Source organism: Actinomadura rupiterrae (assembly GCF_024172125.1).
Classification (GTDB): Bacteria; Actinomycetota; Actinomycetes; order Streptosporangiales; family Streptosporangiaceae; genus Spirillospora; species Spirillospora rupiterrae.
On sequence record NZ_JAMZEA010000004.1, the window covers coordinates 24,347 to 49,314 of the forward strand.

The following is a 24,968-nucleotide window of genomic DNA, read 5'->3' on the forward strand; positions in this document are numbered from 1 at the left end:
GACACCCTCGATGATCGACATGATGCTTCTCCCCCCGAACAAGTAAGCGCTTCCCGCTCACGTTGAACTTGATTCCCCTCAAGATCAACTTCACACACGTGGAGAGATACCCCCAAACCCCGCAGGACCTGGAGCGTCACCGTGACCGTCCCCGACGGCGAAAGAAAGCCCGGGCGTGCCGTGCGCGGTCTGCTTCAGGGGGGTCAGGCGCCGGCGTAGGTGATGATGGCGTCGGTGGCGAAGCCGAGGATGAGGCCGGTGAGGATGCCCCAGGTGGTGATGGTCTTCATGGCGGCGGCCCGGGCGACGGCGAGCAGTTCGATCACCACGTAGAGGATGGAGCCGGCCGCCAGCGCGAGGAAGGCGATACCGAGGGTGTCGCTGGTCAGGCTCTGGCCGATGAGGGTGCCTGCCAGGGTGGGGCCGCCGCCGATCAGGCCCAGGAGGACGAGTCGCCCCCAGCCGAGGCGCTGTCCGGCGGAGGCGAGCGGGGCGACGATGCCGAAGCCTTCGGTGGCGTTGTGGGCGCCGAAGCCGACGACCAGCAGGACCGCCAGGCTCAGTTCGCCGGAGGCGGCGGCGTTGCCGATGGCCAGGCCTTCGGCGAAGTTGTGCAGGCCGATTCCGGTGGCGATGAGCAGGGCCAGCCGCTGGGCGGGGTCACCGGCGGGCGCGGGCCGGGTGCCGGCGGCCGGGAGGGCGGCGGCGCCGGGGCCGTCCTTGGGTGGGGACGTCTTGCGGGTGCGGGTGGCGATCCAGCGGTCGAAGTGGACCAGTCCGGCCAGGCTCGCGGCGAGGCCGGCGGCCAGCACCGCGCCGTATCCGGCGGCCGTTGCGGCGTGGTGCTTACTCAGTGCCGCGTCGATCGGCTCCCAGGCATGGGACAGGACGTCGACCATGAGGAAGATCAGGATGCCGATCGCGGTGGCGCTGAGCAGGGCCCGGGTCCGCGGACGCGGGTCGCGCAGCCGCCCGATGGGCAGGCCGAGAAAGATCGTGAAGCCGGCGATGGCTCCGAGCAGCGCGATTTTCTCGCCTGACATGTCTTACTCCTGTCGTTCCGTCCCCATGACTTAGCTGAGGCTAACCTCAGTTCGACGGTTCGTCTACAGGACTGTAGAAGCAAAGGTGGCTCCGCGGTGAGGGACAAATCACCGGGACCGGCCGCCAGCGGGGGAGGGGCCGGCGCGATGGCCACCGCGTCGGTGTCGGCAGTGGCCCTCGCTATTGGTCGCCGTCGCCTGCAGAGCCGCGCAAGGCGGCCGAGGCGCGCCTGCTCCGCCAGATCTCCACGGCGACGGGGAGCAGCGAGACCGCCACGATGACACCCACGATCGGCAGCAGATACTGATCGATGCCCGGGATGCTCGCCCCGAGCAGGTACCCGGCGACGGTCACCCCGACCGTCCAGACCAGGCCCCCGACCACCTGCCAGAGCGCGAAGGTCCGGACGGGAACCTCGAGCGCACCGGCCAGGGGGTTGAGCACTGTGCGCACCACCGGGACGAAGCGTGCCAGCACGATCGCGCGGCCATGCCCGTAGCGGGCCAGAAACTGCTGGGCGCGGTCCATCCCCCGCAGCAGGTGCCGGTTGGTCGTGCGCGACAGCACCACGCGCCCGCCGCGCCGTCCCAGCCAGTAACCGGTCTGCGCGCCCGCCAGCGCGCCCGCCACCGCCGCCACCAGCACCATCGGCAGCGACAGATGGACCGTGTCGCCCGCCCGCGTGGTGCACAGCAGTCCGGCGGTGAACAGCAGCGAGTCGCCGGGCAGGAAGAACCCGACCAGCAGGCCCGTCTCGGCGAACAACACCAGGAACACTCCCAACGCTCCCGCCGAGGTCAGCAGGGAGGTCGAGTCGAGGGGATTGAGAGCTGCGATCACACTGGTCCTTTGGTTGCGGCGACCGAACTTCTACACCAATGTAGTAGCTCGTAGCACTGCCGGACCGCGAGGGTCGCTCCGCGGGCGGCGCACGAAAGGCGGGCGGGTCAGCCTGCCGCCTCCCCGAGGGGTGTGCTGCGGTAGCTGCGCCATACGGTGAGGTCGTAGCCGATCGCCAGCGCGGCGCCGAGCAGCAGCGGCGCACCGGCCGCGGCCAGCGGGCCGGTGAGTAGCGCGGTGGCGGCCAGCGGGCTGACCGAGACGGCGATGCTCCGGGCCAGGCTGGTCATGCTCGCGGCTGCGGTCCGGTCCCGAGCCGGGACGACCGCGGCGGTGAAAGCCTGCCGCGCCGGCACGTCGATCTTGGACAGGGCTTGGCGGAGGAGCAGCAGCGCCACCGCGCCGCCCAGGCTGGGCGCCAGCGGGATCAGGGCCAGGACCAGGTTGGAGGCGAGATGCGGGACCAGCATCGCCGCCAGCAGCCCTCGCCGGGCCGCCAGCAGCGGCGCGGCCAGCTGAGCCAGGGCCGGGACGAGGTTGGCGGCGAAGAACACCAGCCCCAGCTGGGCGGTGGAGGCGCCGAAGCGATGGGCGAACCACCACGCCAGCACCGCCTGCACGGCGAGTCCCCCGGCGAAGGCGTCGATGGCGAACAGGGCGGCCAAGCGCCGCACCGCCGCCGGGAGGCGTGCGGCCCGGTCCTCGGCCGGGCGCGGGGCTTCAGGCTCGGGCTCCGTCAGTCCGCCCGGCCGGGCTTCGGCGAGCGGGGACAGCCGGGCGAACAGCACCACCGTGGTAGCCGCCAGCAGCGCATACAGCGCGAACGCCGCATCACCCGCCGAGACCAGATCCTGGGCCCCCAGGCCGGCGGCGGCCAGGCCGCCCAGGGCGCCCGCGCCCAGCGCCGTGACGTTGTAGAAGGTGAACACGGTCGTGTGGCGGGCCCGGTCGCACGACTGCGCCAAGATCGCCTGCTCGACCCCCGAAAACGGGGTGTTGTCGTTGGTCGAGGGTGAGATCGTGCCAATGAACGCCGCGGCGACCAGCACCGGAAACGACTCGCTCAGGGCGAAGGCCACCCCCGCCAGCGCCATCAGCATTCCGCAGACGATCAGGACGCGGCGTCGGCCCCACCGGTCCGCGAACAGGCCCAGCAGCAGGCTGAACGCCACCGATCCGGCCGCCGCGACCGCCAGCAGCAGGCCCGTCTGCCACGGCGCGTCCCCGTCCTGGGTGAGCATCTCGGCCAGCAGCACGCTCGTGCACCCGTAACCGAACGTCCGGACCGCCCGCGCCGCGACCACCAGCCGCGCGTTTCGTCCCGATGCACCCGTAAATATCCCATTGACCTGCGAAAACGCCATGCCCCAGTTGACCGGAACCCCGCTACCGATGGCGGACGGACACGCCGAGGCGCCTCGTCCTGAGACCTGCCAGGACGGATCGGGGAGCGGGTCAGGCGCAGGTGTGACGCCAGCGGCAGACCGCGCGGCTCCGACGAGAGAACGGCACCCCAGCCCCCATAACGTACAGCGATACTCGAACACATATTGTGATGATGCAGGCGTCCTGGACCGCCTCGCCCGGCGGCGCATCCGGCTCACATCGTTGTCACATCCAGCGGTTTTATGATGGAAGAGTGCGTGTGCTAGTCGTCGAGGACGAGGTCCGCACAGCGGCGCTGCTGCAGCGCGGGCTGCGCGAGGAGGGCCACCGGGTCGAGGTCGCCGCCAACGGCCTGGACGCGATGTGGCAGGCGGTCGCCCACCCCTACGACGTGATCGTCCTGGACGTCATGCTCCCGGGGCTCGACGGGTTCGAGGTGTGCCGGCGGCTGCGGGCGCGGGACTGCTGGACGCCGGTGCTGATGCTGACCGCCCGGGACGCGGTCGGTGACCGGGTCCATGGGCTGGACGCGGGCGCCGACGACTACCTGACCAAGCCGTTCAGCTTCGCGGAGCTGCTGGCGCGGTTGCGGGCGCTGATCCGCCGCGGCGCTCAGGAGCGGCCCGCGGTGCTGAGCGTCGGGGACCTGCGCCTGGATCCCGCCAGCCGCCGCGTGTGGCGGGGCGAACGCGAGCGGCCCCTGTCCCCCAAGGAGTTCGCGCTGCTGGAGCTGTTCATGCGGCATCCGGGCGATGTGCTGAGCCGCACCAAGATTCTGGAGCACGTCTGGGACTTCGCCTACGCCGGGGGTTCCAACGTCGTCGACCAGTACGTGGCCTACCTGCGCCGCAAGATCGACGAGCCGGGGGCCGAGTCGCATCTGGAGACGGTCCGCGGGGCGGGCTACCGGCTGCGGGCCGTCGTCCCGTCCGGCGGGGGATGATCGGCCGTGCCGTTGCGGTGGCGGTTGGCCCTGCTGTTCGCGCTGGTCGCCGCCGTCCTGATCAGCGGGGTCGCGGTGCTGTTCCGGCACCAGTTGACGATCGGGATGAACTCCTCTCTCGACGACGGTCTGCGGGCCCGCGCCGACGCCCAGGTGACCCGCCTGGCCTCCGCCACGCCCCCTCCCCCGTCGCCTCCGGGGGCCCACGAGGAGCAGGGCGCGGAATCGCACGACAGCGGCTCCGATGACGTGGCCCAGGTCCTGGCCTTGACCGGGCAGGTGCTGCAGAGCAGCGGGGACAGCCGCCAGCCGCTGGCGAGCGGCGCCCGGCTGCAGGACGCGGCCAGGGAACCCGAGAAGTTCACCACGGTCATCGAAGGCCAGCAGTACCGGATGCTGGCAGTCCCCGCGCGCGCCGCCGGCCGGCCGGCCGTGGTCGTCGTCGGGACGAGCACCCAGATCGTGGAGGCGACGGCCGCCCGCACCGGCAAGATCTTCCTGACGGCCGGGCCGCCCGCCGTGGCGCTCGTCGGGTTCGGCGCCTACCTGCTGGCCGGGGCGGCGCTGCGTCCGGTGGAACGGCTGCGGCGACGCCTGGCCGACATCTCCGAGCATGACCTCGACGCCCGCCTGCGCGTGCCGTCGACGCGCGACGAGATCGCGACCCTGGCGAGGACCATGAACGCGGTGCTGGACCGGCTGGCCCGTGCCCTGGCCCGCGAACGCGGCTTCGTCGCCGACGCCGGTCATGAGCTGCGCACCCCGTTGACGACGCTCAAGGCCGAGCTGGAGCTGGCCCGGCAGCCGGGGCGCTCGCGCGAGGCGCTCGCCTCGGCCGTCGCGGCGGCGGCCGAGGACACCGACCGCCTCATCCGGCTCGCCGAGGACCTGCTGCTGCTCGCCCGGGCCGACGAGGGGCACGCCTTCCTGCGTCCGCGGCGCATCGCGCCGCACGAGATCCTGGCCGCGGCGGTCCGGTCGGCGTCCACGCGGGCCGCCTCCCACCAGGTCACGCTGCGCCTGGACAGTGACGAGGGTCTGCACCTGGTGGCCGATCCCGACCGGCTGCGGCAGGCCGTGGACAACCTGCTCAACAACGCCCTGCGCCACTCGCCGCCGGGCGGTGTCATCGACGTCGGGCTCGGGCACCGGGGCAGGTCCGGACGGGCCGTCGCGGTCATCGAGGTCCGCGACCACGGGCCCGGCTTCCCGCCCGACTTGCTGCCCGCGGTGTTCGAGCGGTTCCGGCGCGCCGACACCGCACGCAGCCGAGCCGACGGCGGGACGGGCCTCGGGCTGGCGATCGTCCGGTCGATCGCCCACGCCCACGGCGGACGCGTCGTCGCGGACAACCCTCCCGGCGGGGGCGCCCGAGTACGCCTGGAACTCCCCCTGCCACCCGCTCCGAGCCGCCGCAGGGACGCGCCCTGAGGCACCCTACAGGCGCCCGCGACGCCGCATGTCAACTTTCACATTCCGCACACACGGTCCTCTCACCTGCCGTTATGCAGACTGGAGCGCTCCAGCGTCAATCCGTGTGAAAGGCGGATCCATGAAGCTCAACCGGAAGATCGCGGCCACGGCGTTCGGCGTTCTCGCCCTTGGGGCTGCGGGCGCATCGCTCGCGGGAGCGGCCTCGGCCGCCTCCTCCTCTCACCACCCCGTCCCGGCCGTCTCCCGGCAGGTCACGCCCCCGGCCCCCACCCAGGCGGACGACCACGGCACCGACGAGAAGGGAACCGACCCGGCCACCGGCCCCGACCGCGACACCGTCCAGCTGACGGGCCAGAAGGGCGCCGACAAGGAGACCAACGACGACGGCGCCAAGCCGGACTCGGAGAAGGGAACCGAGGACGGCGGCAAGGACGGCGGCGAGTCGGGCAAGAACGCCACCGGCGCGCATGACACCGACAGCGGTCACGAGGACGGCCCGGGCGACACCCAGCCCGAATCCGGCGCGGAGCGGTAACGCGCCGAGCGGCATCACCAGGAGGCACCCGCGGCGCGACTCGTCGTCGCGGGTGCCTCACCCTTTTACGGCCCGTGGCGCGACCACGCCCGAAGCGCGATCAGGGCGCCGGGCTGACCCGGCGGCTCGCCCCTCGTCGCAGCGCGAGCGAGCCGGTGCGGGTCAGCGCAGGTCGGCGAGGAGGGTGGTGAGTTCGGCTTCCTGCTTCGCCGCCGGCATCGGCGGGTTGGAGTGGTCGATGCCGAAGGTCTTCAGGACCTGGTCCATCTGGGCGTCGATGGACGTCCAGCCGGTGCCGTCCAGGGGACGCAGGGTGCTCTCGTCGGCGTCCCAGAGGTCACGCAGGGACTTGGCGGCCTTGTGGGCTCCGGCCGGGTTCCCCGCGCGGGCGTCCTTGAGCGCGGTCGACGCCAGTGCCCGCAGCGCGTTGATCTTGCCGGGCGGGAAGTGCTCGACCGCTTGGCCGGGCGCGAGCTGGACGGTCGGTGTGGTGTCGCTCTCGGGTGCCGGGGTGACGTGCGGCCTGCCGTGCGCCCAGACCAGCAGGACGGCGGTGGCGACGGCGAGGAGGCCGAAGCCTGCCAGCGCGACGCGCTCCCTGCGCAGGTCGCCCGCAGTGCGCGGGGGCTGCGGCGCCCGGTGGGTGTCGGTGACGTCGGTGCGTGTCGCGGTCAGGTACAGGACGGTCGCCAGGATCAGCCCGAGGAAGATCAGGCTGGTGGTGAAGGTGCCCAGAGCCAGGCCCGTCGGGTCGCCCGGAGTCTCGGCGACCTTCGGGGAGGCGAGCCAGTCACCGATGTTGGCGCCCAGGGGGCGGGTCAGGATGTAGGCGAGCCAGAAGGACAGCACCGGGTTCGCGCCGAACCTCCAGAGCAGCGTGATCGCGGCGATGAGGCCGAGCGGCAGCAGGACCGACACTCCCGGGCTCCAGCCGGTGAGGTCCAGGGTCCAGTCTCCGGTGGCGGTGCCGAGCGCGAAGGTGACCAGGACGGTGAGCCAGTAGAACGACTCCCGCGACCGGGTGGTGACCGCGTGGATCGACAGGGTGCGCTCGCGCAGCCACCACGCGCCGAAGACCGCGGTGAGCAGGACCGCGAACACCGCGGAGCTGATCCACAGCGGCACGTGCAGCTGGTCGGTCAGGATGTCGGTGTACAGGGTACCGGTGACGCTGACGACGACCACGGTGAGCCAGTACGGGAACGGGACGTACCGCTTCAGGCCCAGCTGGACGGCCAGAACCAGCACGAGGACCGCGGTGAAGATTCCGGCCGTGTTCACCAGGCCCACGCCCAGCCGGGTGTTGATCCAGTCGGCGAAGCTCTCCCCGACGGTCGTGCAGAGGACCTTGATCACCCAGAACCAGATGGTGACCTCGGGCACCTTGTTCAGCGGGAGCCGCCCGCGCCGCTCGTGCCGCGGGTGCACCGCGCTTGTGGTTGTCATGCCGCCAGGCTGGACCGCCCTACCTGCACTTAACCTGACTGCGGGGACGGCGGCGCTGCGGGGAGCACCACCTCGACGCGGCCGTGCCCGCCGGCGACCGCCCGGACCTGCACGCCGGCGGACGCGGCCAGGCGCCGGACCACGGCCAGCCCCAGCCCGTGCCCGCCGCCGCCGGAGACGCCCGCCTCGAAGACCCGGTCGACCTGGGCCGGATCGAACCCCGGGCCGTCGTCCACGACCTCCACCACCACGCTCCGGGCGTGGCGGCGCGCGGTGACCTGCAGGCGCGAGCCGGCGTGCCGCAGGCCGTTGTCCAGCAGGGGCGACAGGACGGCGACGAGCAGTTCGCCCGGCACCGCGACGCCGATGCCGGCCGGAACCGCGAGGTCGACCGAGCGGCCCGCGATGGCCTGCCGGGCCGCGGTCCGCAGATCGCAGCGGGTGCCGCCGTCGTGCCCTGGCCGGGCGGTGCCCAGGATCGTGGTGACCGCCGTGTCCAGGCGTCCGACCTCCCGCAGGACCGTGTCCGGCGCCAGATCGCGGCCGGACAGCTGCGCCAGCTGGGCTTCACCGCGCAGGACGGTCATGGGCGTCCGCAGCTCGTGGGCGATCTCGTCGGTGAGCCGGCGCTCGTCGGCGAGGGCGGTGTCGACCCGCTCCAGCAGACGGTCGAGGGTGCGCCCGAGCTCGCCGAACTCGTCGCGCGGCACGCCGAGGTCGAACCGGCGGCCGGGTTCGTGATCGCCCCAGTCGTCGGCGAGGGCGGCCATGTCGTGGACCACCCGCAGCGCCCGGCGGACCGCCAGGTAGGCGACGGCGCTGGCGAGCACGATCGCCAGGCCGCCCAGGATGAGCGACATCACCAGCCCGCGCCGCTCCGACGTCTCGTAGGGCGTCAGATCCACGCTCGCGACCACCACCACATGGTGGCCCCTGAGGGGAATCGGCAGGGAGTGCAGCAGGTGGTTGTCGATCGTGGCGGTCCGGGCCCGCTCGGCGCGCGCCAGGCTCTGGACGTGGTCCAGGATGCCGTCCGGCACGGCCCCGTCGATGAGGTGCCCGTCGGCGTACACCCAGGAGACCGTGTCGAAGGCCTCGTTGCCGTTCTCGGTCATCACCACGCGCCCGCCGCGCACGGTGACGTTCGCCGCGACCGCCTCGGCGCGTGTCCGTGCCAGCCTTTTCGAGTCGGCCTCGGTCACCCGGGCCAGCAACACGTGCGAGACCACCACCAGCACCGCGACCACCGAGGTGGCGATCAGCGCCGTGAGCGCGACGACCCGGCCGCGGAACCCCGTCACTCCCATCGGTAGCCCACACCCCGGACGGTCACCAGGTGATGGGCCGCGCCCAGCGCGCCGAGCTTGGTGCGCAGGCGGCGGACAAAGGAGTCCAGGGTGTTGTCGCTGACGTGCGCGCCATGCGGCCAGCCGGCCGCGACCAGGGCGTGGCGGCGCACCGCCTCACCTTGGGAGGCGATGAGCCTGCCCAGCAACCGGAACTCGGTCGGCGTCAGGCTCTCCTTCACCGAGCCGCGGATCACCGCGTGTTTCGCCGGATCGAGGACGATGCCACTCGACGGGACGACAGTGCCGCTCGGCGCGGCGGTCGCGCTGGTCCTGCGCAGCAGGGCACGCACCCGCACCAGCAGTTCCGGAACATCGAACGGCTTGGTCACGTAGTCGTCGGCGCCCGCCTCGAAGCCGCCCACCTTGTGGTGCACGCCGTCCAGGGCGGTGAGCATCAGCACCGGCACGGCGGCGAGGCGCGCCCGCAACGCCAGGCAGACGTCGCGGCCATCGGCGTCCGGCAGCCCCAGGTCCAGCACGACCAGGTCAGGGGCGGGCTCAAGGTTGCGCAGCAGACCACCAGCCGTGGCCGCGGCCGCGACGGTGTGGCCGTCGTGTTCCAGGACGCGCTTGAGGACGTCGCGAACCGCCGCGTCGTCTTCGCACACCACGATGCAGGCCATCCGCCGACCCTATGTGAACCTCGCCCCCCCGTATCCCTCTGTTCACGCCACTCCTGGCTTGTAACGGCTCACGACTTCCTCGACGGGCTGTCGTCGCCAGATCCTTTACTCGTTTCACGGGCGTTGCCGTTGGTCGCAGCAGGTACTTGACGTTCGAGCTGGTGCGACGGGGGTGACCTGTGGCGGGTATGCAGCCGGAGGAGTTGCAGGAGTACCCGTACCGAGCGGTGCGCGAGGTGCTGGCCGGGTCGCCGATCGGTGAGGTTGCTGAACGGTACGGGACCTCGCGCCAGTCACTGCATATGGGGCAGAAGCGGTTTGAGCAGGAGGGCATGCCCGGTCCGGCGGATCGGTCGCGCCGACCGAAGACGAGCCCGGGCCGGACCGCAGCCGAGGTCGAGGCCAGGTGTGTGAGCTCCGGCGTCTTCACCCGCGGTGGGGGGCGCAGGATCCGTTACGAACTGCTGCGCAGGGGCGTGGATCCGACGCCGTCGAGGGCGACAGTCCATCGGGTCCTGGTCCGGAACGGCCTAGTGGCGCCGCAGGTCCAAGACCACAAACGCCAGTACAAGCGGTGGCAGCGGGCCGCTCCGATGCAGCTGTGGCAGATGGATCTGGTCGGCGGGGTGTTTCTCGCCGACGGCCGCGAGTGCAAGATGGCGAAGCCGTTGAAGTCGAACGGAACATCGGTCATGACGGCTTCGTCAATATCGCAGGCCAGCAGTTCCTCCTCGGCCGCCAGTGCTACGGGCAGCGCGCTGTCCTGCGTCTGGATGGCCACCTCATGCACGCGATCTGCGACGGGGTTCTCGTTGCTACCTGGCCATGCCCCGTCAATCGTGACCGGCTCTCTTCCCTAAGCGGAGCCCACGCGGCCGATCCGAAGCTACCCGCGCGCCCCATGCCACCCGGCTCGATCCGAGTCCAACGACGAGTTGGGAAAGACGGGCAGATGGTGATCAACAGTCAACGGATCAAGATCGGCAAGCTTCACGCAGGCAAGATCGTCACCAGCGTGATCGAGGACACCCACCTGCGGGTGATGGACGGAGACGAAGAACTCGCGGTCCGCCAGCGCAAGACTCTCGGGCCCATCACCCAACTCCACGTCCACGCCCACCGGTCACGCTCGGCAACGTAAAGCAAGTTCCGCAACCTTGAACATCGCCACACCACCTCCACCGGTGAAGCAAGTCCCGAGGCCATGCCGTCAAAGATGTCCTGAGCCCTCACAAACCACACCCCATCGTGCTCACCCCCGGCCATCGACGGCGCAGCCCTCGCCCACGCCACCGCTCGCCTGTGCCACCAAACCATCGGCTGGTCCGACCGGTCCCGTTACCCCGCCCCCCTCCGCGCCGCCAAGCAGATCGACCTCGACCACCCCGAATACCGCCGCTCCACCCCACCCGAAGACCGTCCCAACGCCGACGAAGAGGAAGAGTTCGCCGACGAACAGTCCCCCTTTGATCACGGGACCTGACCTTCCATTCGTGATCATTAGTGAAACTTAAACCGCTTGCCTTTGGACTCCGCTCTACGTTCAACATCCTTGGCAGAAGCAATCAAGGCCATACCGGGCACCTTGCACGCGTAGTTCAGCAACGGTGGTCCGTACGCCTTGTCGTTCTGCTCCAGCAATGGGAGCGACGGCATCCCTCCTGAGATCAGTCGTGGGCGAACCGCCCAACTGCCAATCGCTCACAGGTTGGATGGCGACTCCTGACCTCTGGCGATCGCGACCATTTGAAGGAGGCTACTACCGAGATCTTCTGCCTCGTCAAGCGTCAGCAGCTCTTCGGCTGCATCGTCATGGCTCGCGAGAGCGACAGCCGGAGCTCGATCGTCCCAATCTTGCCGAAGCCCCACCAGGGCGGGAGCAAAAAAGCACTCGCCTTTCACCCAGTAAGGGTATCGACTCAGCGGAATCGCAATTCCCGCCGCCATATGGAGTGTGTCGAAGCTCAGAGTATGCTCCTCCACGCACCACGACGGGCAAAGACTCCGCTTGAGGTCGGTGATCGCATGGGCCGCCAGGCGAAGGGCAATGGGGAGCCGCTCAAGCCACTCAATCTCACCATTATTACCCTTCAGTGGTAGATGCGGAAGGACGTCACCCCCCAGCTCCCCCAGAAGACCTGCGCAGGCACGATTACGGACTGCGGCGTCCACGAGTCCGGCGAGAACGTGAGCACTCTCAGGAGTGTGTCTGATGACCTCATGCTCCCGGATGGCACGATTCCCGATGTAAACGGCAGGATCGGACGAGACTCCTCCGACACGCTCCTGGATCACCGATACTTCGAGCGTCCAACACTCGGCCTCCCTCACTGCGATCTCTTCAATCAGACGGCAGTGCGAAACCCCTTCCGCAGAATGATCAACGTGCGTCTGGCACCAGCTGGGACAATTAGCCGCCGCTGCGGCGTTCGCGCCGGACGGATCAGCTTGATTCTCCTCGCGAGCCTCGTCAGGCTTTCCGGCGTCGATGACCGTCATGCCACCCTCCAGTTCGACCAGCATGCTCGATGGGCCTACGGGGAAACACTCCTCTACAATCCCTGTTCCCTCTCATACGCAGCCGGCTGGAGTCACGTTCAAAAAGGCCATAACCCCACTCACCAACACCGTCAAACGGCACGCCCCACCAGTGGGCATCTCCTCCTGGAACATCGAAGCGCTCATGCTGTACCTGGCCCAGGTTCCTGCCCCGGATGCGCTGATGACCAGATACAGGCTCACCTGCTACCCGGCGGCGCTGGACACCGCCGAGCACCTCGCCGAACTGGTCGCAGCAGCCGAGCTCGACATCGACCCGGCGCGGGTGGCCGCATACCGGGCCCTGCTCACGCAACGGAAGGCTACGGTGACGGCGTGAACCACCAAGCGTCCCTGTTCGACCTGTCGAAGGTGCCGCACGACGATGTGCTCGACATCATCGAGGCGCGGCTGGGCCTCACCCTCGACCGGGCCGCCGGGCACTACAGTGCCCTGAACGGAACCGCCGGATTCCCCACCGGTACGGGCACCTGGGTCCGCCTGGCCTGGCACCGCCCGGCCGAGCTGAACGCAGAAGCTCTCACCGGGTTCGAGACCGCGCTGGTCTTGACCAAGGTGCCGCGCCCCGTCTGGCGATCCGCCGCGACCTGGTACGACGATGACCGGGAAGTGGTGTGGCGGGCCGATGAGATGACACGGGTCACCGCCCCCGCCGTATCGCCAACCGGAGCGGTCACCAGCGACCCCGACCTGCCCGAGACCTGGTGGGCCGACCTGCAGGTCGCGATCAAGACGCTGGCCTGCTACCAGACCCGCCGGGTCTCCATGACCCAGGAACACCTGTCCCAGCGGATCGCCGAGGTGTACGGCCACAGGCTCGACACCACGATCACCGACTGGGCCACCGTTCACGGCGACCTGGGATGGGCGAACGTGTGCGCACCAACGCTCACACTCCTCGACTGGGAATCCTGGGGCAAAGGCCCAGCCGCCCTCGACGCCGCGACCCTGTGGGTCGCCTCCCTCCAGGTGCCGCCCCTGGCCGCCAAGGTGCTTGAGGTGTTCGACGAGGTCCTGTCCACCCGGACCGGGCGGCTGGTGCGGCTCCTGCAGTGCGCCAACGTCGCCAGAGCCTTCAACCGCACCGGCCGCAAGGGCCCACTCACCGACACCATGGCCACCATCGCCTCCGAACTGCTCGTCGAGCTGACCTGAAACCACGCCCCCCGCATGGTGACCGATGACATGCAGACGAGAGGCCCCTGGACTCCTCCCCAGCGAGATCGCCCGAGGAAGATGCGGCGGCGCTAGCTTTGCTGGCTTGCGTAGGTTCTGTTAGCGCTGCAGCGGAAGCTCCAGCATGAGGACGTCGAATGTCGGTGCATCCGGTATATCGGGGCGGAGTTGCCCGATGGTCTTCCATCCCCATCGGCGGTACGCCTCGTAGGCGTGGTTGGTGGGGCGCACCAGCAGTGTCGCGCGTTGCTCGGGGCGTGAGCCGAGGAGTTCATCGTGGAGCCGGTGGCCGATACCCTGTCCGGCTGATTCCTGTCGGACCATCAGCTCCGACAGGGCGAAGGTGCGTGTGCCGTCCTCGTCGGTGTATCCCGGGTGGACGGGCGTTTGCAGACCGTCCCACCATGCGGTGTCTGCGGGCAGGGGCCATCCCCATGCCTGTCCGATCGGCCAGCCGTCGTTGTAGGCGATGACCAGGTCGAAACCGTCGCGTTGGGTGTAGGCGTCGAAGCGGCGCATGAACGCTTGCTCGGCGGCGAATCGGTCGCCCTCGGCGATTTTCTGGCCGTAGGCGTCTTGGTGGATGTCGGCGACGACGTCGCGCAGTTCTGAAGCGTCCTTGCTGCCGAAGTGCCGAAACGTAACGATCATTCGAGTCCCTCTCCGCCCTAGGCGCTGGCGAGCATGGCTTCAGCCCGGTCGTACTGGTCGCGGAACTCCTCAGCCCGAGCTGCTGCCGCGTCCCGGACCGGACGCAGTTCGTGCAGGACCCGCCCGGAGGTCAAGCTCCCCTCCACCAGCTGGGGCAGGACGGCGAGCCCTTCATCGATCGCACTGGAGAGGTCTCCAACCTGTGCCAGGCTTCCGGCCAGCCTGGCACGGTAGTAAGCGCGGTCACGGGGCGACCGGTCATCCTCAAGCACACGGCGATACAGCTCTGCTGCGCGTTCAGGGCGGCCCAGGGTGCCGTAGCCGATCGCCTCGTAGCCGGTGATCTCGGAATGGCCAACGAAATGCGTCCAGCTCTGATCGGAGTCATGACGGCCGCGGTCGACCTCGTCTCGTGCCCGTCCGATCAGCCGGCGGAATGCGATCTCGTCGCCGAGCTCGGAATGCGCGAGAGCCTGACGGAGCGCGATGAGAGCTTGCAGCGTCGCCGACGGAAGATGGCGTGCCGCGACCGCGGCCTGGTCGGCGAACCGGAGCGCCTCGCGCGCAGTCCCCTTGCGACCGGTCGTGCGGGCGAGGTAGGTCGCCTGCTGCGCCATGTTCGCATGAGCGTGGACCTGTAGTTCCGGGTCGCCGGAGCAGTGCGCCAGCAACGCCGCGTCGTTGTACAGCGTCCGTGCGAGTTCCTGGTTTCCTGCATCGTAAGCCAGCCATGCGGTGACGATGCCGAGGTCAGCGGTCACCACCAGCAACTCATTCCCGGTCGCGGTGGAGTACTCGCATTCGTCGAGCATCGCCCGCGCGCGTTCCAGCAGTCGCTGCCCCTGCCGTAGCAGGCCCGTGCCGCCGATCACTCGATCCTGGCCCCGGATCTGTTCCAGGCTGGCGCGAAGGAACCGCACGTGCCCGGCATCGACGCGGCCGGGCAGATTCGCCAACTGCGGCAGAGCGATCCCTGCCGCTGCCGCGCCTACCAGCGCACCGAACTCGCGACGGCTGTAGTCGGGGCCGCCCCAGAACGCGGCCTCGTCCTCAGTACTCAATGTGGCATCCACCCGCCCGGTGATCATCGGAAGAAGCGCCTGACGCGGCATCTCCAGAACATCCCATACCCGCAGAATCTCGCCGATGTCGTCCATGGTTCTGCGATCACCGCGCTCGATTCGACTGACGGATCCTTGATCCCAGCCAGCCAGCTGCGAAAACTCCAACTGCGTCATCCCCATGGAGCCGCGAATGATCGCCAGCACAGCGCCCATGTCGTGCCTGGCGAGAGCGGCACGCAGCGGCATCGAGTCCCACAGCCACTCAGGAGTCACACCTCGCTGTGCACGGACGGCGACCAGGCAAGGCCCGCACAGAGGGTCACGGTTGTACCGGCTCAAATGGGTGTAGCGGCAAGCTGGGCAAACACGATCTTGCGATGCGCTCACTGGGACCGCCCACGAATCGGATCATCGGCAACAACACTGCGGTTGCGGCCTGAAGCGTGGCCGCCAACCCACCGTAAGCCCAGCCTCAACAGCCGATATGCCAATGCGGCATATTCGCGCAGGGCCGTTGAATGCCACATTCACGTTGGGTGAGATCAGCTCCGTCGTCATCGTGGTCTCCACACCCCGTGAGGAGGCCGAGCAACTTGTCCATCAATGTCGACGCCACGATCACCCACCTAGACAACCTTGCCGAGGCGCTCAAAGGCCAGCGCTGGTTGGTCGAGTCGTCGACGTGCAAGGACTACCGCAACGAGAGCGTCCCGACCCTCATCGCCAACCCGCCAACCGCACTCGGCCGTGTCAGACGTTTCACCTGCCGTGACCTACCAGCTATCGGCGTCTCATACGTCCTCATCGATCGGCCGAACTCCTACTTCGGCACGGTCGACGAGGCAGGCAAGGCCGCCGACCGGATCACCTTTCTCTCCCAGATAGGCCATCTGTGAACGTGGCCGTCTCCTCTGACTGGCGTCGGACTACACGTTCGGCGCCAGCGGGCCCGCCGCCGAGCCTGGCCCCCTCGGCAAGGGAGGAACCGACTGCGGACAACTCGCACCGCCGAGCTGTCGGAGTATCACGGCGGTGCTGCGCCGTCGGATACGGGCCCGCCCCCGCCCCGTCTCGACACCTTCCCGTCGAGACGGGGCGGCCTTCCCCCTGCGTGGCTCGCCCGAGACACCGCCAACTGTGCCCGACGGGACACGCAGGCCACCCGCACCCCGCCACCAGGACCCCGCCATGTCATCCTCGAACGCGCCTCAGCCGCTCCCCGACCCGAGCGGCACCGACGAACTCTGGATGCAGCTCAAGTCCGAGTTCCCCACCGCCAACATCGTCCCGGCCTCCGGCGGCTCCTGGCTCGGCCAGATCCCGGCCGACCCCACCTCGCCGCTGCTCTACCACGACGCCTTCGCCGACTCGGCCGACGAACTGCGCGCCCGACTGCTGGACATGACCTCCAACTCGCCCGCTGACCGGGAGGAGTGGTGACCAGCTTGTCCGCGCGCCGTTCCCGCCGAGCATCGCCCGGGCCTACAACGACCCGCTCGAGGGCAATGACGCGGCCTCGAGAGACCTGGTTCTTGACCGGCCGCGAGCACGGCGGCCTCGCCGATGCGTCCGAGCCGATCGCGCCCGCCCAATCGATGCGGGCCGCGGCCCAGGAAGTTCGCAGGAGGCTGCGCCGATTAACCCCGGACCGATCACCAGCCGCCGCACGCCCTACGACTGGCTCCAGACCCTCACGCTCGAACTGGAGCAGCTCGGTGTGGCCAGCACGCTGCACAACTCCCCGGCCGGGCCGCTGCTGGCCGTCACCTCCAGCCTCGGCAAGGCGCTGGACTGCGAGATCGTCTGCGAGGTCGGGTTGCGGGATGCGCAGCCGGTGTTCTGGCTGCGCCGCCCCGGCGCCCGTCCTGGTCCCGGAACGTCCCCGGAGCAGGTGGGCCGTCCGCTTCCGTACGGCGATCCGGTGCGGATGGCGTCCTGGCTGGCGCGCGCGGTGTCGCAGGAGGCCCGTCCGATCGCCCGCCCCGACGACCCCGAACAGCCGCACGCGGAAGAGCCGACCGAGGCCAGGGTGGTTGATGGGGGGTGCTCCTGGTGAGCGTCGATCTCCCCCGTCGTTGTCCCGGTGAGGCCCTGCGGCGGGAGCAGCATCGCCGCGGCCTCGGCAACGCCGACTCCGACCGCACGGCCGGCCCGCCCGGAGCACTGGGCGCCGGGGCGGCCAGGCCGCTCATCGCCGACCGGGGCACGACCATCAGGCATCTGTCCCGGCTGGGGATGCATCTGGCCTCCCATGGCCTGAGAACCGAGTTCGATCCTGTGAGGCCCGCCCTCACGGTCGCGTGCCCTGATGGCTCCGCGCGGATTGTGGTGACCGGTGGTCTGGACCCCGCAGACGGTGCCGCATGGTTCTACACCGGCACCGGCACCGGCTCCGACGTCGCCCCGCTGGCCCGGTTCGGCGATTACGTGGCCGCTTGCGAGCAGCTTGAGGAAAGGCTGGCGTCGTGAGCGCCGGGTCCGGACGCTGGCCTCAGCGTCGTCTCGGCCCGCGGGCGTCCGCCGCCACCTCCGGCGGCGGGCTTGGTGCCGTGCCCGAGAGTGCGGCGCGTGCTGGGGTGTGGGCGCAGCAGATCCCGGCGGGCAATGGTTTGGCGGACGCGGTCGCGGTGGCCGCAACGGCGCGGCCGTCCCTGCCTCCCTCGCCCGCCGCCGGGCCGGAGCGGTTCGAGCACCCCACTCCTGCGCTCGCCGCGCTCCAGACCGCCCCGCGCGCACCTTTCCGCGCGCGGCCGCAGCACCCGGCCGCCACCGCGCCCGCAGCCGGAATCGAGGACCAGGCCCAGGCCCGCCCAGCACCCGGCGCGGGCACCCGCCCCACGGACGTCACCGGCCGAAACTGCGGCAGCGTCGTCCTGGCTCGCATCGGTGAGCTGCTGCGCCCGTTCCAGGCGCGGGCGGCCTGGCCCGGCACCCTCCCTGACGACCCGGCGCTCGAACAGCTCGCACAGTGCGAGCTGGCGCGGCTGCGCGCGGCGCATCCTGGTTGGGGGATCGTCTACCAGCCGTTCGCGCGCGCCTGGATCGCGCTCTGCGCGGGTGGCCAGGTGGTGGTTGTCGGCAGCCCGCAGGAGCTGGACGCCGCTCTGACGGCCGAACCGTCCTCGGCCGCCTGGATGGCGCGGCCGAGCTGAAACCACCGGCCAGGCCACCCCGACCTCCCCCATGAGTCGGTGGCCTGACCCCGGGAGCCGGTCCGGGACGCTTTGATCGGCGTCAACGTCCCGGACCGGCTCCCCTCCTCCTTCCTTGATGAAACCGGCCCGAACTCACCGCCCCCGCCGCGCTGGACTGGCTGGCCGACCAGCACGAGGTGATCACCGGCTGCCTCCAGACCGCCGAAGACCGCGGCGCGTTCCACCTGGTCATCGCACTGGCCGTGGCCGGATGGCCGCTCGCACTGCACCACTTGATCGACCCGCAACGCTGGTTCACCGGCGACGATGCCGCGCTCCACGCCGCCGAACTCCTCGGCGACGCCGAAGCCGCCGCCAGGGCCCTGGACCGCCTCGGGGTCTGGGCCCGCCGCACCGGCAACCACGACCAGGCGATCGACTACTTCACCTGCGCCGCCGACCAGTGGGCACTGCTAGGCAACCCGTTCCGGCAGGCCGAGTCACACCAGCCGCATCGGCCACGTCACCTCGCCCGAGGTCAGATTGAGCAGGCGCTGGAGATGGTGCGGTCCTGGTTCAGGTGTCCCACCAGATACCGCCCGGCACACACCTCTGAACCCGCTCCTGGACAGCATCGGCTACTGGAGCGGCCATCGACACCGCAGCGATCGAGACCTGGCTCCATCGACTCATGCCGCACACCCGGCATGGACGGCCTGACCCTGATTCGGAAGCAGCTCGAGCAGCCCTGAACAGCGCTGCGGTGCGGCATGTGATCGCGTGCACCAGCGCCCGCAGGCGCCGCAGCGCCACTGCGCGATACCAGGCCGCCGGGCACTTGATCTGTCTCCCGGCAGGCGGCCGCAGCCCAGGTTGATGACGCCGTCGCCCGGAACATTCGGCGACTTCGGCATGCCCAACCTGTGTTCACCCGCACGTCATTCACCTGCCACCACCAGCGCGGTAGCGGTCGCGCACTTTCCTACCTTCTCGACACCTTCGATGCGGCCGCTTCCGGACACCATCACTCTGACTGGTAGACAGATTGCTCGTCAGTCTCAATTATTGCCACGGCCTCGAAACGCCATGCCAAACAATTCTTATCAACCGGCGACAAGAAAAGAGAGCTCTGTGCGCAAAGCCAACAAAATCACCGCCACCAGCATCGCCGTCGCGACTCTCAGTTGCGGAACGTCGCTCGCCCTGGGGCCAGCGGCGGTGGCGACCCCCGTTCCTCGCCCTCCGGCCCGTCCGACGACTCCATCTTCTCCTGGTGAACGCGCCAAGCTGAAGGCTGCCCTTCCGGAAATCTCCAAGCGCCTCAGGTCCGCCTCCGGAGCCCCTGGTGCGGCACGACCGACTATGCGCGCGGCGAGCGCTTATCCGGTGTGGTGCGGCAGCTGGCTACGCGATCCCGCGGTCGCATACGGCAAGCAGTACATGAACGGCTCCCTCGGCCGAGGGCCGAACGGCGCGTGGACCGGAATGTACGAAGGCTATTACGGCCCCCACTGGTTCGCCTGGGGATACCTGCAGGCGCCGGTGGGAAGCGCGCTCGCGGTCGGCTGGGTCTACCTCCATACGGTGACCTATCAATGCGGCGACGGCAACGGCAATTCCCAAGCGACAGTGTGGTCCGGAACCTCCACCTACACCTCTGGCGTCCGCGACGACGAGGCAACGTTGTTCGGGGCTGCGGCTAAAGTCGGCGATCAACCATTCCAGGGCGGCAGTATCGGCTGGAACGGCTGACCTCGCCAGACGAAGCTGTCGTATCGGGGTCTGATGTCGACTATTCGTGCCCGCGTGTCGCGTGCGGCGCTCCTGCCGCGCGCGCACCGGGCGTTCACCGTCCTGCTACTCCTCGGAATAATAGTGCGCATCGTTGTTGCGCTGGCTTATCCGCTCCCCTGGCTGTACCCAGATTCCTACTCCTATCTTGAAGTCGCCAACCACCCTCAGCCGCTCTGGGGATTCCAGCCCAGCGGATATCCCTTCTTCCTCTGGCTGCTGAAGCCATTCCATAGCCTGGTGCTGGTGTCTCTTGCCCAGCATTTCCTGGGCATCGTGGCGGGGGTCGCGTCATATGTGCTGCTGAGGCGGGCCCGAGTGCGAGCCTGGATCAGCGTCGCCGCGAGCACTCCGCTGCTCCTCGACGCGCAGTTCATCCAGGCGGAGAACAGCGTGCTCTCGGACTCGCTGTTCCTGGTCCTCGTGGTCATGGTGCTCGCAACGACTATCCCGGCGAAGGGCACGAGCATCGCCCCGCACGTGGCCTGCGGGCTGCTGCTGGCCTGCGCCGCCCTGACACGGACGATAGGTCTGCTCCTCATCGCCGTCCTGCTGGTGCACACCCTGGTCACCGGGCAGCGCCGGTGGCGCGCCGCCGGGGCGCTCGTCCTAGCCGCGGCACTGCCGCTCACCGCCTATGCCACCTGGTACCACCACAACTACGGCCGCTACACCCTCGCCGGAGGCGACGGGATCGCGCTATGGGCCAGAACGATGACGTTCGCCGACTGCACGAAGATCTCCCCACCCTCGAATCTGCGGCCGCTCTGCCCGAACGGGCACCATCAGGACGCGGCCTCGGAGTACGTCTGGGCCGCCGACTCTCCCCTCAACCGGACCCGCGGCGGGTTCGCCAACAACGACAAGGCGCGGTCCTTCGCACTCTGCGCGATCATCGCTCAACCCATCGCCTACACCGCGGCCGTCGGCCGCGACACCGCCTTGGCCTTCGCCTGGACCCCGGCCCGGCACCCCCGGCGGGTCACACCAGCGTTCGGCTTCGTCCAGGGCAGCTGGCCGGCAGGGCAGAACGGCGGTACCCGCCCCGTGCATGCCTACGATCCATCCGCGCGGACGGTCCGATCAGTCGAGCCGACCGCGGCAGCCGTGCGGTGGTACCAACACCCCGCCTACACCCGCGGGCCACTCCTCCTCCTGCTGCTCCTGCTCGGCATGGCAGGCGTCGTCACCCGCCGCAAAAAGGTCGCGACCCCCCTCATCGTCGGCCTGTTCCTGCTGGTGGGGCCAGTGGCGGTCCTGGACTTCGACCACCGCTACGTGATGGCGGCAATCCCGGCCATCACACTGGCCGCAGCCCTAGCTCTGGAAGGCTTCCTTCCGCTCCGTCCTCGCCCGCCCCAGGAACCGAACACCCGAGGACACAGCGACCTACGGGCCCCCCACTCCCCCGACGCACGGTCCACAGAAATGGACCTCACCGCATGAAAACCTCCGACCCCGGACGCATGCGAACCATCGTGGCCACCGTCGTGGCCGTCCTTCTCGTCGCCAGCGGCTCCGCAGCCGCCTATGCGATGCTGCCGAAATCCGAGGGGAGGAACCCGACGCGACCCCTGTCCGGGGCCTCGGGGTCAGCGGATGCGTTGCCGCTTGACTTCTTCGACCTCACGCCAGACCAGAACCTCACTGTCAGAAAGGCCGTCTACCGCATTTGGCAGCGGTGCGCCCAGTACTACAGCGCGCCCTTTCTCCTAGCGCCGCCCCAGCCGGCCCGCTACCCCAAGAACGCCCTTCTGCTGGGCTCCCTGGAAGGACGGCAGGTGGCCGAGTACGGCTACCAGGGGCCCAGGAACTTCGTCCCCGACATGCACCTGGCGGCGACCGGAGTCGAACAGATCGCCATCCCCCAGGACTTCGCCCCCCTGTTCAAGGGGAGCGTGAAGACGTTCAAGGGCCACCCCGTGCCCAAGGGCGGCTGCAGCGCCCTCCCCGACAGGGTGCTGACAGACCCCGCCCAGGCGAAATGGCTCGCCGACCGGCTCCACCGACCCGACATGCCATGGCGGGCGCTGCAGTACATGGCCGAAGACGCCCACGACAGCGCACAGAAGTCGACGGAGGTATCCACCGCCCGCAAAGTATGGGTGCGCTGCATGGCCCGGGCCGGACTCCCCTACGACGACCCCCTCTCCGCCGAGAACGACCCCCAGTGGAGCAGGAACGGCAACGTGACAGCGCACCAGATCCAGGTCGCCCGCACGGACCTGGGCTGCCGCATGAAAGCCCGTTACTCCACCTCGCTCCGCGCAGCCATCAGCCAGCAGGAGGAGCACACGATACGACAGGAACAGGCGACCCTCTCAGCGATCAGGAACCTGCAACTGCTGCGGTACCAACGAGCACTGGGCATCCTGCGGTTCACCCCGGCAGCCGGGACCGCCCGCCAGATCTGCGAGGCTCCCGACAGGTGTCTTGCATGGTGACCGCCAGCATCGAGACCGCCACCGAAACGCCGCTCCACGACGACCGACACCCAGACCCATCCAGGGACCCCCACCATCTGCGTGTTCGGCCGGCACTGGTGCACAAGGAACCGGGCGCCGGGTTGTTCCCGTCGCGATGCAGGCGATGGGCCAGCCCTGCTTCGCTCGCCTCGGCGACCGTTCTGGCGAAGGCGTTCCGCAGCTACGGCGTGGCGGTGACCCGCAGCCGTCCCGGGCGACCACACGCGCCGCCAGCACACCAGGCGACTTGTCTCATCCAAAGCCGTCCAACTGGCCACTGGAACCCAGCCAGCGAAGCCATCCGGTCGGCGCGGAGAGCCTCACACCTCGAGCAGATCAAGATCCGACATTAAGACCATGGCCTTGACCCCGGCCAAAAAAGGTACGTCGCCAGACAACACTGACCGCAACGAACATTCGACCTCCAAAGTCCCGCACCTCCAAGGAAGACGACCAGTATTCAACGATCCTGGAAACTGAAAGGGAGTGGCATGTTTAAGATGCATGTGTCCGGTCGGGGACGACTGAGAGCGATAATGGCATCTGGGATTATTATGGCCAGCCCCACCTCAAGTTCGGCGGGCACTGCAACGCCGCCCTCGACCGTCGCGGCGAAGTACATCAGAATGAACGTGGGGAGCCCGGTCACCGACCCCCCTCGCCCTAGAGCTCGTTCTCTGATGAAGAAGGATTGGGGCACCTGGTGTGGAAGCTGGCTGAGCGACCCCTCAGTCGCATACGGAAAACAGCAGATGAAAAACTCTGTCGCCTACGGCCCTAACAATTCATGGCTAGCCATGTACGAAGGCTACTACGGGCCTCACTGGTACGCATGGAGCTACATGCAAGCCCCCGTCGGAAGCTACGTCAACACCATATGGTTCGATGCAAATAGCAACGAGTACTTCTGCGGCGACTCCTCTGGAGCAAGCGATGCCCAGGTCTGGCCGGGCAAAACCTCCACCTACACAGCAGGCATTCGGGACGATCAAGCCAAATCTTTCAAAGCCTGCGGAGGAGCCCCGAGCCAGTTCTGCGGCCCGGCGTGGATCACCTGGTGAAAAGGGACGATTCGCTGTCTCCGTCGGCAACAACGTGCCGACCACACACCAGTCTGAGACCCCGTAACCACGATCGCCGCACATCGGCGCTGTGGGGACCTTCAACGGCGCGACCCTGCCGCTCCAATGCGGCCGCCACAGGAGGCCTCGCAGCCACAGAGGCGGAGGTCAGGCCCGCATGTCCTGCTTCCAAGAACTGCCGTGTCGGACGCTTCAGAACCAGGCACGCTCCGCATCCGACCGACCAAGACTACAACCGGCGCTCGGTCTGGAGAGGAGATGTCAAACCGCAGTGCCCACCGCGGGACCCGGTACAGCGACACATGGCAACCCGGCCGCTTAGTTTAAACGGATGGCCAAAAGCTGCGCCCATCTGGCACAGAAGGGAACCGAGATGTCCGCTGACCTCCATCGCCGGGCCGTCGTCGCCGACACCCACAACGATCTGTTGATGGCCGTGGCGGCCCGCCCGCCCGCGCTGTGGGCCAGGTTCTTCCGGGACCGCTGGCTGCCCCAGCTGCGCGACGGAGGCGTGGACCTGCAGGTTCTCCCTGTCTTCATCGACGATCAGTTCCGACCGGAGGGGGCGCTGCGCGAAACCCTTCGGATGGTCGAGGCCGCCCACGTGCTCGCCGAGGGCAACGCCGAGGAGGTGAGCCTGTGCCGGGACGGGGAGGATATCGATCGGGCGCTGGCGGACGGGAAGATCGCCTTGGTGCTGGCCTTGGAGAGCGCCCCCGGCCTCGACGCGAACGTGGAACTGTTCTCCACCCTGCACCGGCTTGGCGTGCGGGTGGCCTCGATCGCGCACTGGGGCCGTACTGCGCTGGCCGACGGCAGCGGCGAGGACGCCACCGGCAGCCGCCTGACGGCCGCCGGAGTCGACGCGGCGGCCGAGCTGGAGCGGCTGGGCGTGATCTTCGATGTCTCCCACTTGGGAGCCGCCGGCGTCGCCCACGTCCTGGAGCTCGCCACCCGCCCGGTCATGGCCACCCACTCCTCGGCCCGGGCCTTGCGCGACCACCACCGCAACCTCACCGACGACCAGCTCCGCGGTGTCGCCGCGACCGGCGGAGTGGTCTGCATCAACTTCGTCGCGGGCTTCCTCAGTGAGGATCCCGGCGGCTATACCATCGACCGCCTTGTCGATCACATCGAGCACGTGGCCTCCGTTGCGGGAATCGACCACGTCGGCCTCGGCCCCGACTTCATCCGCGAGGTCAGCCTCGACCTCACCCCGCCCTGCTGCGAGGAAGACCTGAGCGCCCTGGCCGGTTTCGACACCAACGCAGTCGTCCCCGGCCTCGACGGCCCGCGCGGCCTGCCTCTGGTCACCGAGGCCCTGCTCCGCCGCGGCCACCCCGAGTCCGACATACTGAAGATCCTTGGCGAGAACGTCCACCGCCTATTCCAGAAGGAACTGGGGCGCCCCGCCTAGTACCGCGGAGTCAGGCGCCAGCGTTGTCT

27 protein-coding genes are annotated in these 24,968 nt (G+C 69.1%); 18 read left to right on the forward strand and 9 right to left on the reverse strand.

What is annotated here, in order from left to right; genetic code table 11:
• Positions 1-203 precede the first annotated feature (203 nt).
• The 3 genes from FHU30_RS13115 to FHU30_RS13125 form a co-directional block, all read right to left on the reverse strand.
• On the reverse strand, positions 204-1,043 hold the full coding sequence (locus FHU30_RS13115) for a ZIP family metal transporter (RefSeq protein ID WP_253875377.1): 840 nt from the start codon (positions 1,041-1,043) through the stop codon (positions 204-206).
• A 181-nt stretch (positions 1,044-1,224) separates the two neighbouring features.
• On the reverse strand, positions 1,225-1,884 hold the full coding sequence (locus FHU30_RS13120) for a DedA family protein (RefSeq protein ID WP_253875378.1): 660 nt from the start codon (positions 1,882-1,884) through the stop codon (positions 1,225-1,227).
• Positions 1,885-1,991: 107 nt separating this feature from the next.
• On the reverse strand, positions 1,992-3,188 hold the full coding sequence (locus FHU30_RS13125) for an MFS transporter (RefSeq protein WP_253875380.1): 1,197 nt from the start codon (positions 3,186-3,188) through the stop codon (positions 1,992-1,994).
• A 335-nt stretch (positions 3,189-3,523) separates the two neighbouring features.
• Here FHU30_RS13125 and FHU30_RS13130 point away from each other — a divergent pair, with 335 nt between their 5' ends.
• The 3 genes from FHU30_RS13130 to FHU30_RS13140 all read left to right on the forward strand — a co-directional run bounded on the left by FHU30_RS13130 (position 3,524) and on the right by FHU30_RS13140 (position 6,182).
• A complete protein-coding gene (locus FHU30_RS13130) occupies positions 3,524-4,213 on the forward strand; it encodes a response regulator transcription factor (RefSeq protein ID WP_253875381.1) in 690 nt (229 codons plus the stop codon).
• 6 nt (positions 4,214-4,219) lie between these two features.
• Entirely contained in the window at positions 4,220-5,644 is a 1,425-nt protein-coding gene (locus FHU30_RS13135; protein WP_253875383.1) for a sensor histidine kinase, read from the forward strand.
• A 121-nt stretch (positions 5,645-5,765) separates the two neighbouring features.
• Complete coding sequence (locus FHU30_RS13140; RefSeq protein ID WP_253875385.1) at positions 5,766-6,182, forward strand: hypothetical protein; 417 nt, start codon at positions 5,766-5,768, stop codon at positions 6,180-6,182.
• A 162-nt stretch (positions 6,183-6,344) separates the two neighbouring features.
• On the opposite strand, the gene FHU30_RS13145 is transcribed toward FHU30_RS13140, so the two are convergent.
• The 3 genes from FHU30_RS13145 to FHU30_RS13155 are packed head-to-tail and all read right to left on the reverse strand — an operon-like array spanning position 6,345 to position 9,600.
• Positions 6,345-7,628: a COG4705 family protein gene (locus tag FHU30_RS13145; protein WP_253875386.1), complete on the reverse strand. Its 1,284-nt coding sequence runs from the start codon at positions 7,626-7,628 to the stop codon at positions 6,345-6,347.
• A 29-nt stretch (positions 7,629-7,657) separates the two neighbouring features.
• On the reverse strand, positions 7,658-8,935 hold the full coding sequence (locus tag FHU30_RS13150; RefSeq protein ID WP_253875387.1) for a sensor histidine kinase: 1,278 nt from the start codon (positions 8,933-8,935) through the stop codon (positions 7,658-7,660).
• A complete protein-coding gene (locus FHU30_RS13155; protein WP_253875390.1) occupies positions 8,926-9,600 on the reverse strand; it encodes a response regulator transcription factor in 675 nt (224 codons plus the stop codon). Before FHU30_RS13155 ends, FHU30_RS13150 begins: the two co-directional genes overlap by 10 nt.
• 649 nt (positions 9,601-10,249) lie before the next feature.
• Between FHU30_RS13155 and FHU30_RS13165 the strand changes: the two genes are divergently transcribed.
• Positions 10,250-10,741 carry a hypothetical protein gene (locus FHU30_RS13165; RefSeq protein ID WP_253876867.1) on the forward strand — a complete coding sequence of 164 codons (492 nt, stop codon included), beginning with the start codon at positions 10,250-10,252 and terminating at the stop codon, positions 10,739-10,741.
• A gap of 159 nt (positions 10,742-10,900) precedes the next feature.
• A complete protein-coding gene (locus FHU30_RS47640) occupies positions 10,901-11,083 on the forward strand; it encodes an RNaseH domain-containing protein (RefSeq protein WP_372503898.1) in 183 nt (60 codons plus the stop codon).
• 218 nt (positions 11,084-11,301) lie between these two features.
• Here the strand turns inward: FHU30_RS47640 and FHU30_RS13175 are convergent, their stop codons facing one another.
• The gene (locus tag FHU30_RS13175) at positions 11,302-12,123 is read right to left on the reverse strand and encodes a hypothetical protein (protein WP_253875394.1); all 822 of its coding nucleotides are present in this window, start codon (positions 12,121-12,123) and stop codon (positions 11,302-11,304) included.
• 199 nt (positions 12,124-12,322) lie between these two features.
• Between FHU30_RS13175 and FHU30_RS13180 the strand changes: the two genes are divergently transcribed.
• Both FHU30_RS13180 and FHU30_RS13185 read left to right on the forward strand, forming a co-directional pair.
• The gene (locus FHU30_RS13180; protein ID WP_253875397.1) at positions 12,323-12,478 is read left to right on the forward strand and encodes a hypothetical protein; all 156 of its coding nucleotides are present in this window, start codon (positions 12,323-12,325) and stop codon (positions 12,476-12,478) included.
• The gene (locus tag FHU30_RS13185; RefSeq protein WP_253875399.1) at positions 12,475-13,314 is read left to right on the forward strand and encodes an aminoglycoside phosphotransferase; all 840 of its coding nucleotides are present in this window, start codon (positions 12,475-12,477) and stop codon (positions 13,312-13,314) included. The genes FHU30_RS13180 and FHU30_RS13185 overlap by 4 nt, the downstream gene beginning before the upstream one ends.
• Before the next feature lie 120 nt (positions 13,315-13,434).
• On the opposite strand, the gene FHU30_RS13190 is transcribed toward FHU30_RS13185, so the two are convergent.
• Together FHU30_RS13190 and FHU30_RS13195 are read right to left on the reverse strand one after the other, a co-directional pair.
• A complete protein-coding gene (locus tag FHU30_RS13190) occupies positions 13,435-13,986 on the reverse strand; it encodes a GNAT family N-acetyltransferase (RefSeq protein ID WP_253875402.1) in 552 nt (183 codons plus the stop codon).
• Between the two features lie 17 nt (positions 13,987-14,003).
• The gene (locus tag FHU30_RS13195) at positions 14,004-15,296 is read right to left on the reverse strand and encodes a helix-turn-helix domain-containing protein (protein ID WP_253875405.1); all 1,293 of its coding nucleotides are present in this window, start codon (positions 15,294-15,296) and stop codon (positions 14,004-14,006) included.
• A gap of 347 nt (positions 15,297-15,643) precedes the next feature.
• On the opposite strand from FHU30_RS13195, the gene FHU30_RS13200 reads away from it, so the two are divergent.
• From FHU30_RS13200 to FHU30_RS13250, 11 genes are all read left to right on the forward strand, one after another.
• On the forward strand, positions 15,644-15,946 hold the full coding sequence (locus tag FHU30_RS13200) for a hypothetical protein (RefSeq protein WP_253875407.1): 303 nt from the start codon (positions 15,644-15,646) through the stop codon (positions 15,944-15,946).
• Between the two features lie 292 nt (positions 15,947-16,238).
• Positions 16,239-16,490 (forward strand): hypothetical protein, encoded by a 252-nt coding sequence (locus FHU30_RS13205; protein ID WP_253875410.1) that lies wholly within the window; start codon positions 16,239-16,241, stop codon positions 16,488-16,490.
• A gap of 277 nt (positions 16,491-16,767) precedes the next feature.
• Complete coding sequence (locus tag FHU30_RS13210; RefSeq protein ID WP_253875414.1) at positions 16,768-17,106, forward strand: hypothetical protein; 339 nt, start codon at positions 16,768-16,770, stop codon at positions 17,104-17,106.
• Positions 17,103-17,519, forward strand: coding sequence for a hypothetical protein (locus FHU30_RS13215; protein WP_253875417.1), 417 nt, complete (start codon positions 17,103-17,105; stop codon positions 17,517-17,519). Before FHU30_RS13210 ends, FHU30_RS13215 begins: the two co-directional genes overlap by 4 nt.
• Before the next feature lie 80 nt (positions 17,520-17,599).
• Positions 17,600-18,202, forward strand: a complete 603-nt coding sequence (locus tag FHU30_RS13220; protein ID WP_253875419.1) for a hypothetical protein — start codon at positions 17,600-17,602, stop codon at positions 18,200-18,202.
• 179 nt (positions 18,203-18,381) lie between these two features.
• Positions 18,382-18,936, forward strand: coding sequence for a hypothetical protein (locus tag FHU30_RS13225; protein ID WP_253875422.1), 555 nt, complete (start codon positions 18,382-18,384; stop codon positions 18,934-18,936).
• 379 nt (positions 18,937-19,315) lie between these two features.
• Positions 19,316-19,936 (forward strand): hypothetical protein, encoded by a 621-nt coding sequence (locus FHU30_RS13230; RefSeq protein WP_253875425.1) that lies wholly within the window; start codon positions 19,316-19,318, stop codon positions 19,934-19,936.
• A 33-nt stretch (positions 19,937-19,969) separates the two neighbouring features.
• Positions 19,970-21,421 (forward strand): hypothetical protein, encoded by a 1,452-nt coding sequence (locus FHU30_RS13235; protein WP_253875428.1) that lies wholly within the window; start codon positions 19,970-19,972, stop codon positions 21,419-21,421.
• Entirely contained in the window at positions 21,418-22,419 is a 1,002-nt protein-coding gene (locus FHU30_RS13240; RefSeq protein WP_253875430.1) for a hypothetical protein, read from the forward strand. Before FHU30_RS13235 ends, FHU30_RS13240 begins: the two co-directional genes overlap by 4 nt.
• Positions 22,420-23,120: 701 nt before the next feature.
• Positions 23,121-23,501 carry a hypothetical protein gene (locus FHU30_RS13245; RefSeq protein WP_253875433.1) on the forward strand — a complete coding sequence of 127 codons (381 nt, stop codon included), beginning with the start codon at positions 23,121-23,123 and terminating at the stop codon, positions 23,499-23,501.
• 394 nt (positions 23,502-23,895) lie between these two features.
• The gene (locus tag FHU30_RS13250; RefSeq protein ID WP_253875434.1) at positions 23,896-24,939 is read left to right on the forward strand and encodes a dipeptidase; all 1,044 of its coding nucleotides are present in this window, start codon (positions 23,896-23,898) and stop codon (positions 24,937-24,939) included.
• Positions 24,940-24,968: the final 29 nt, after the last annotated feature.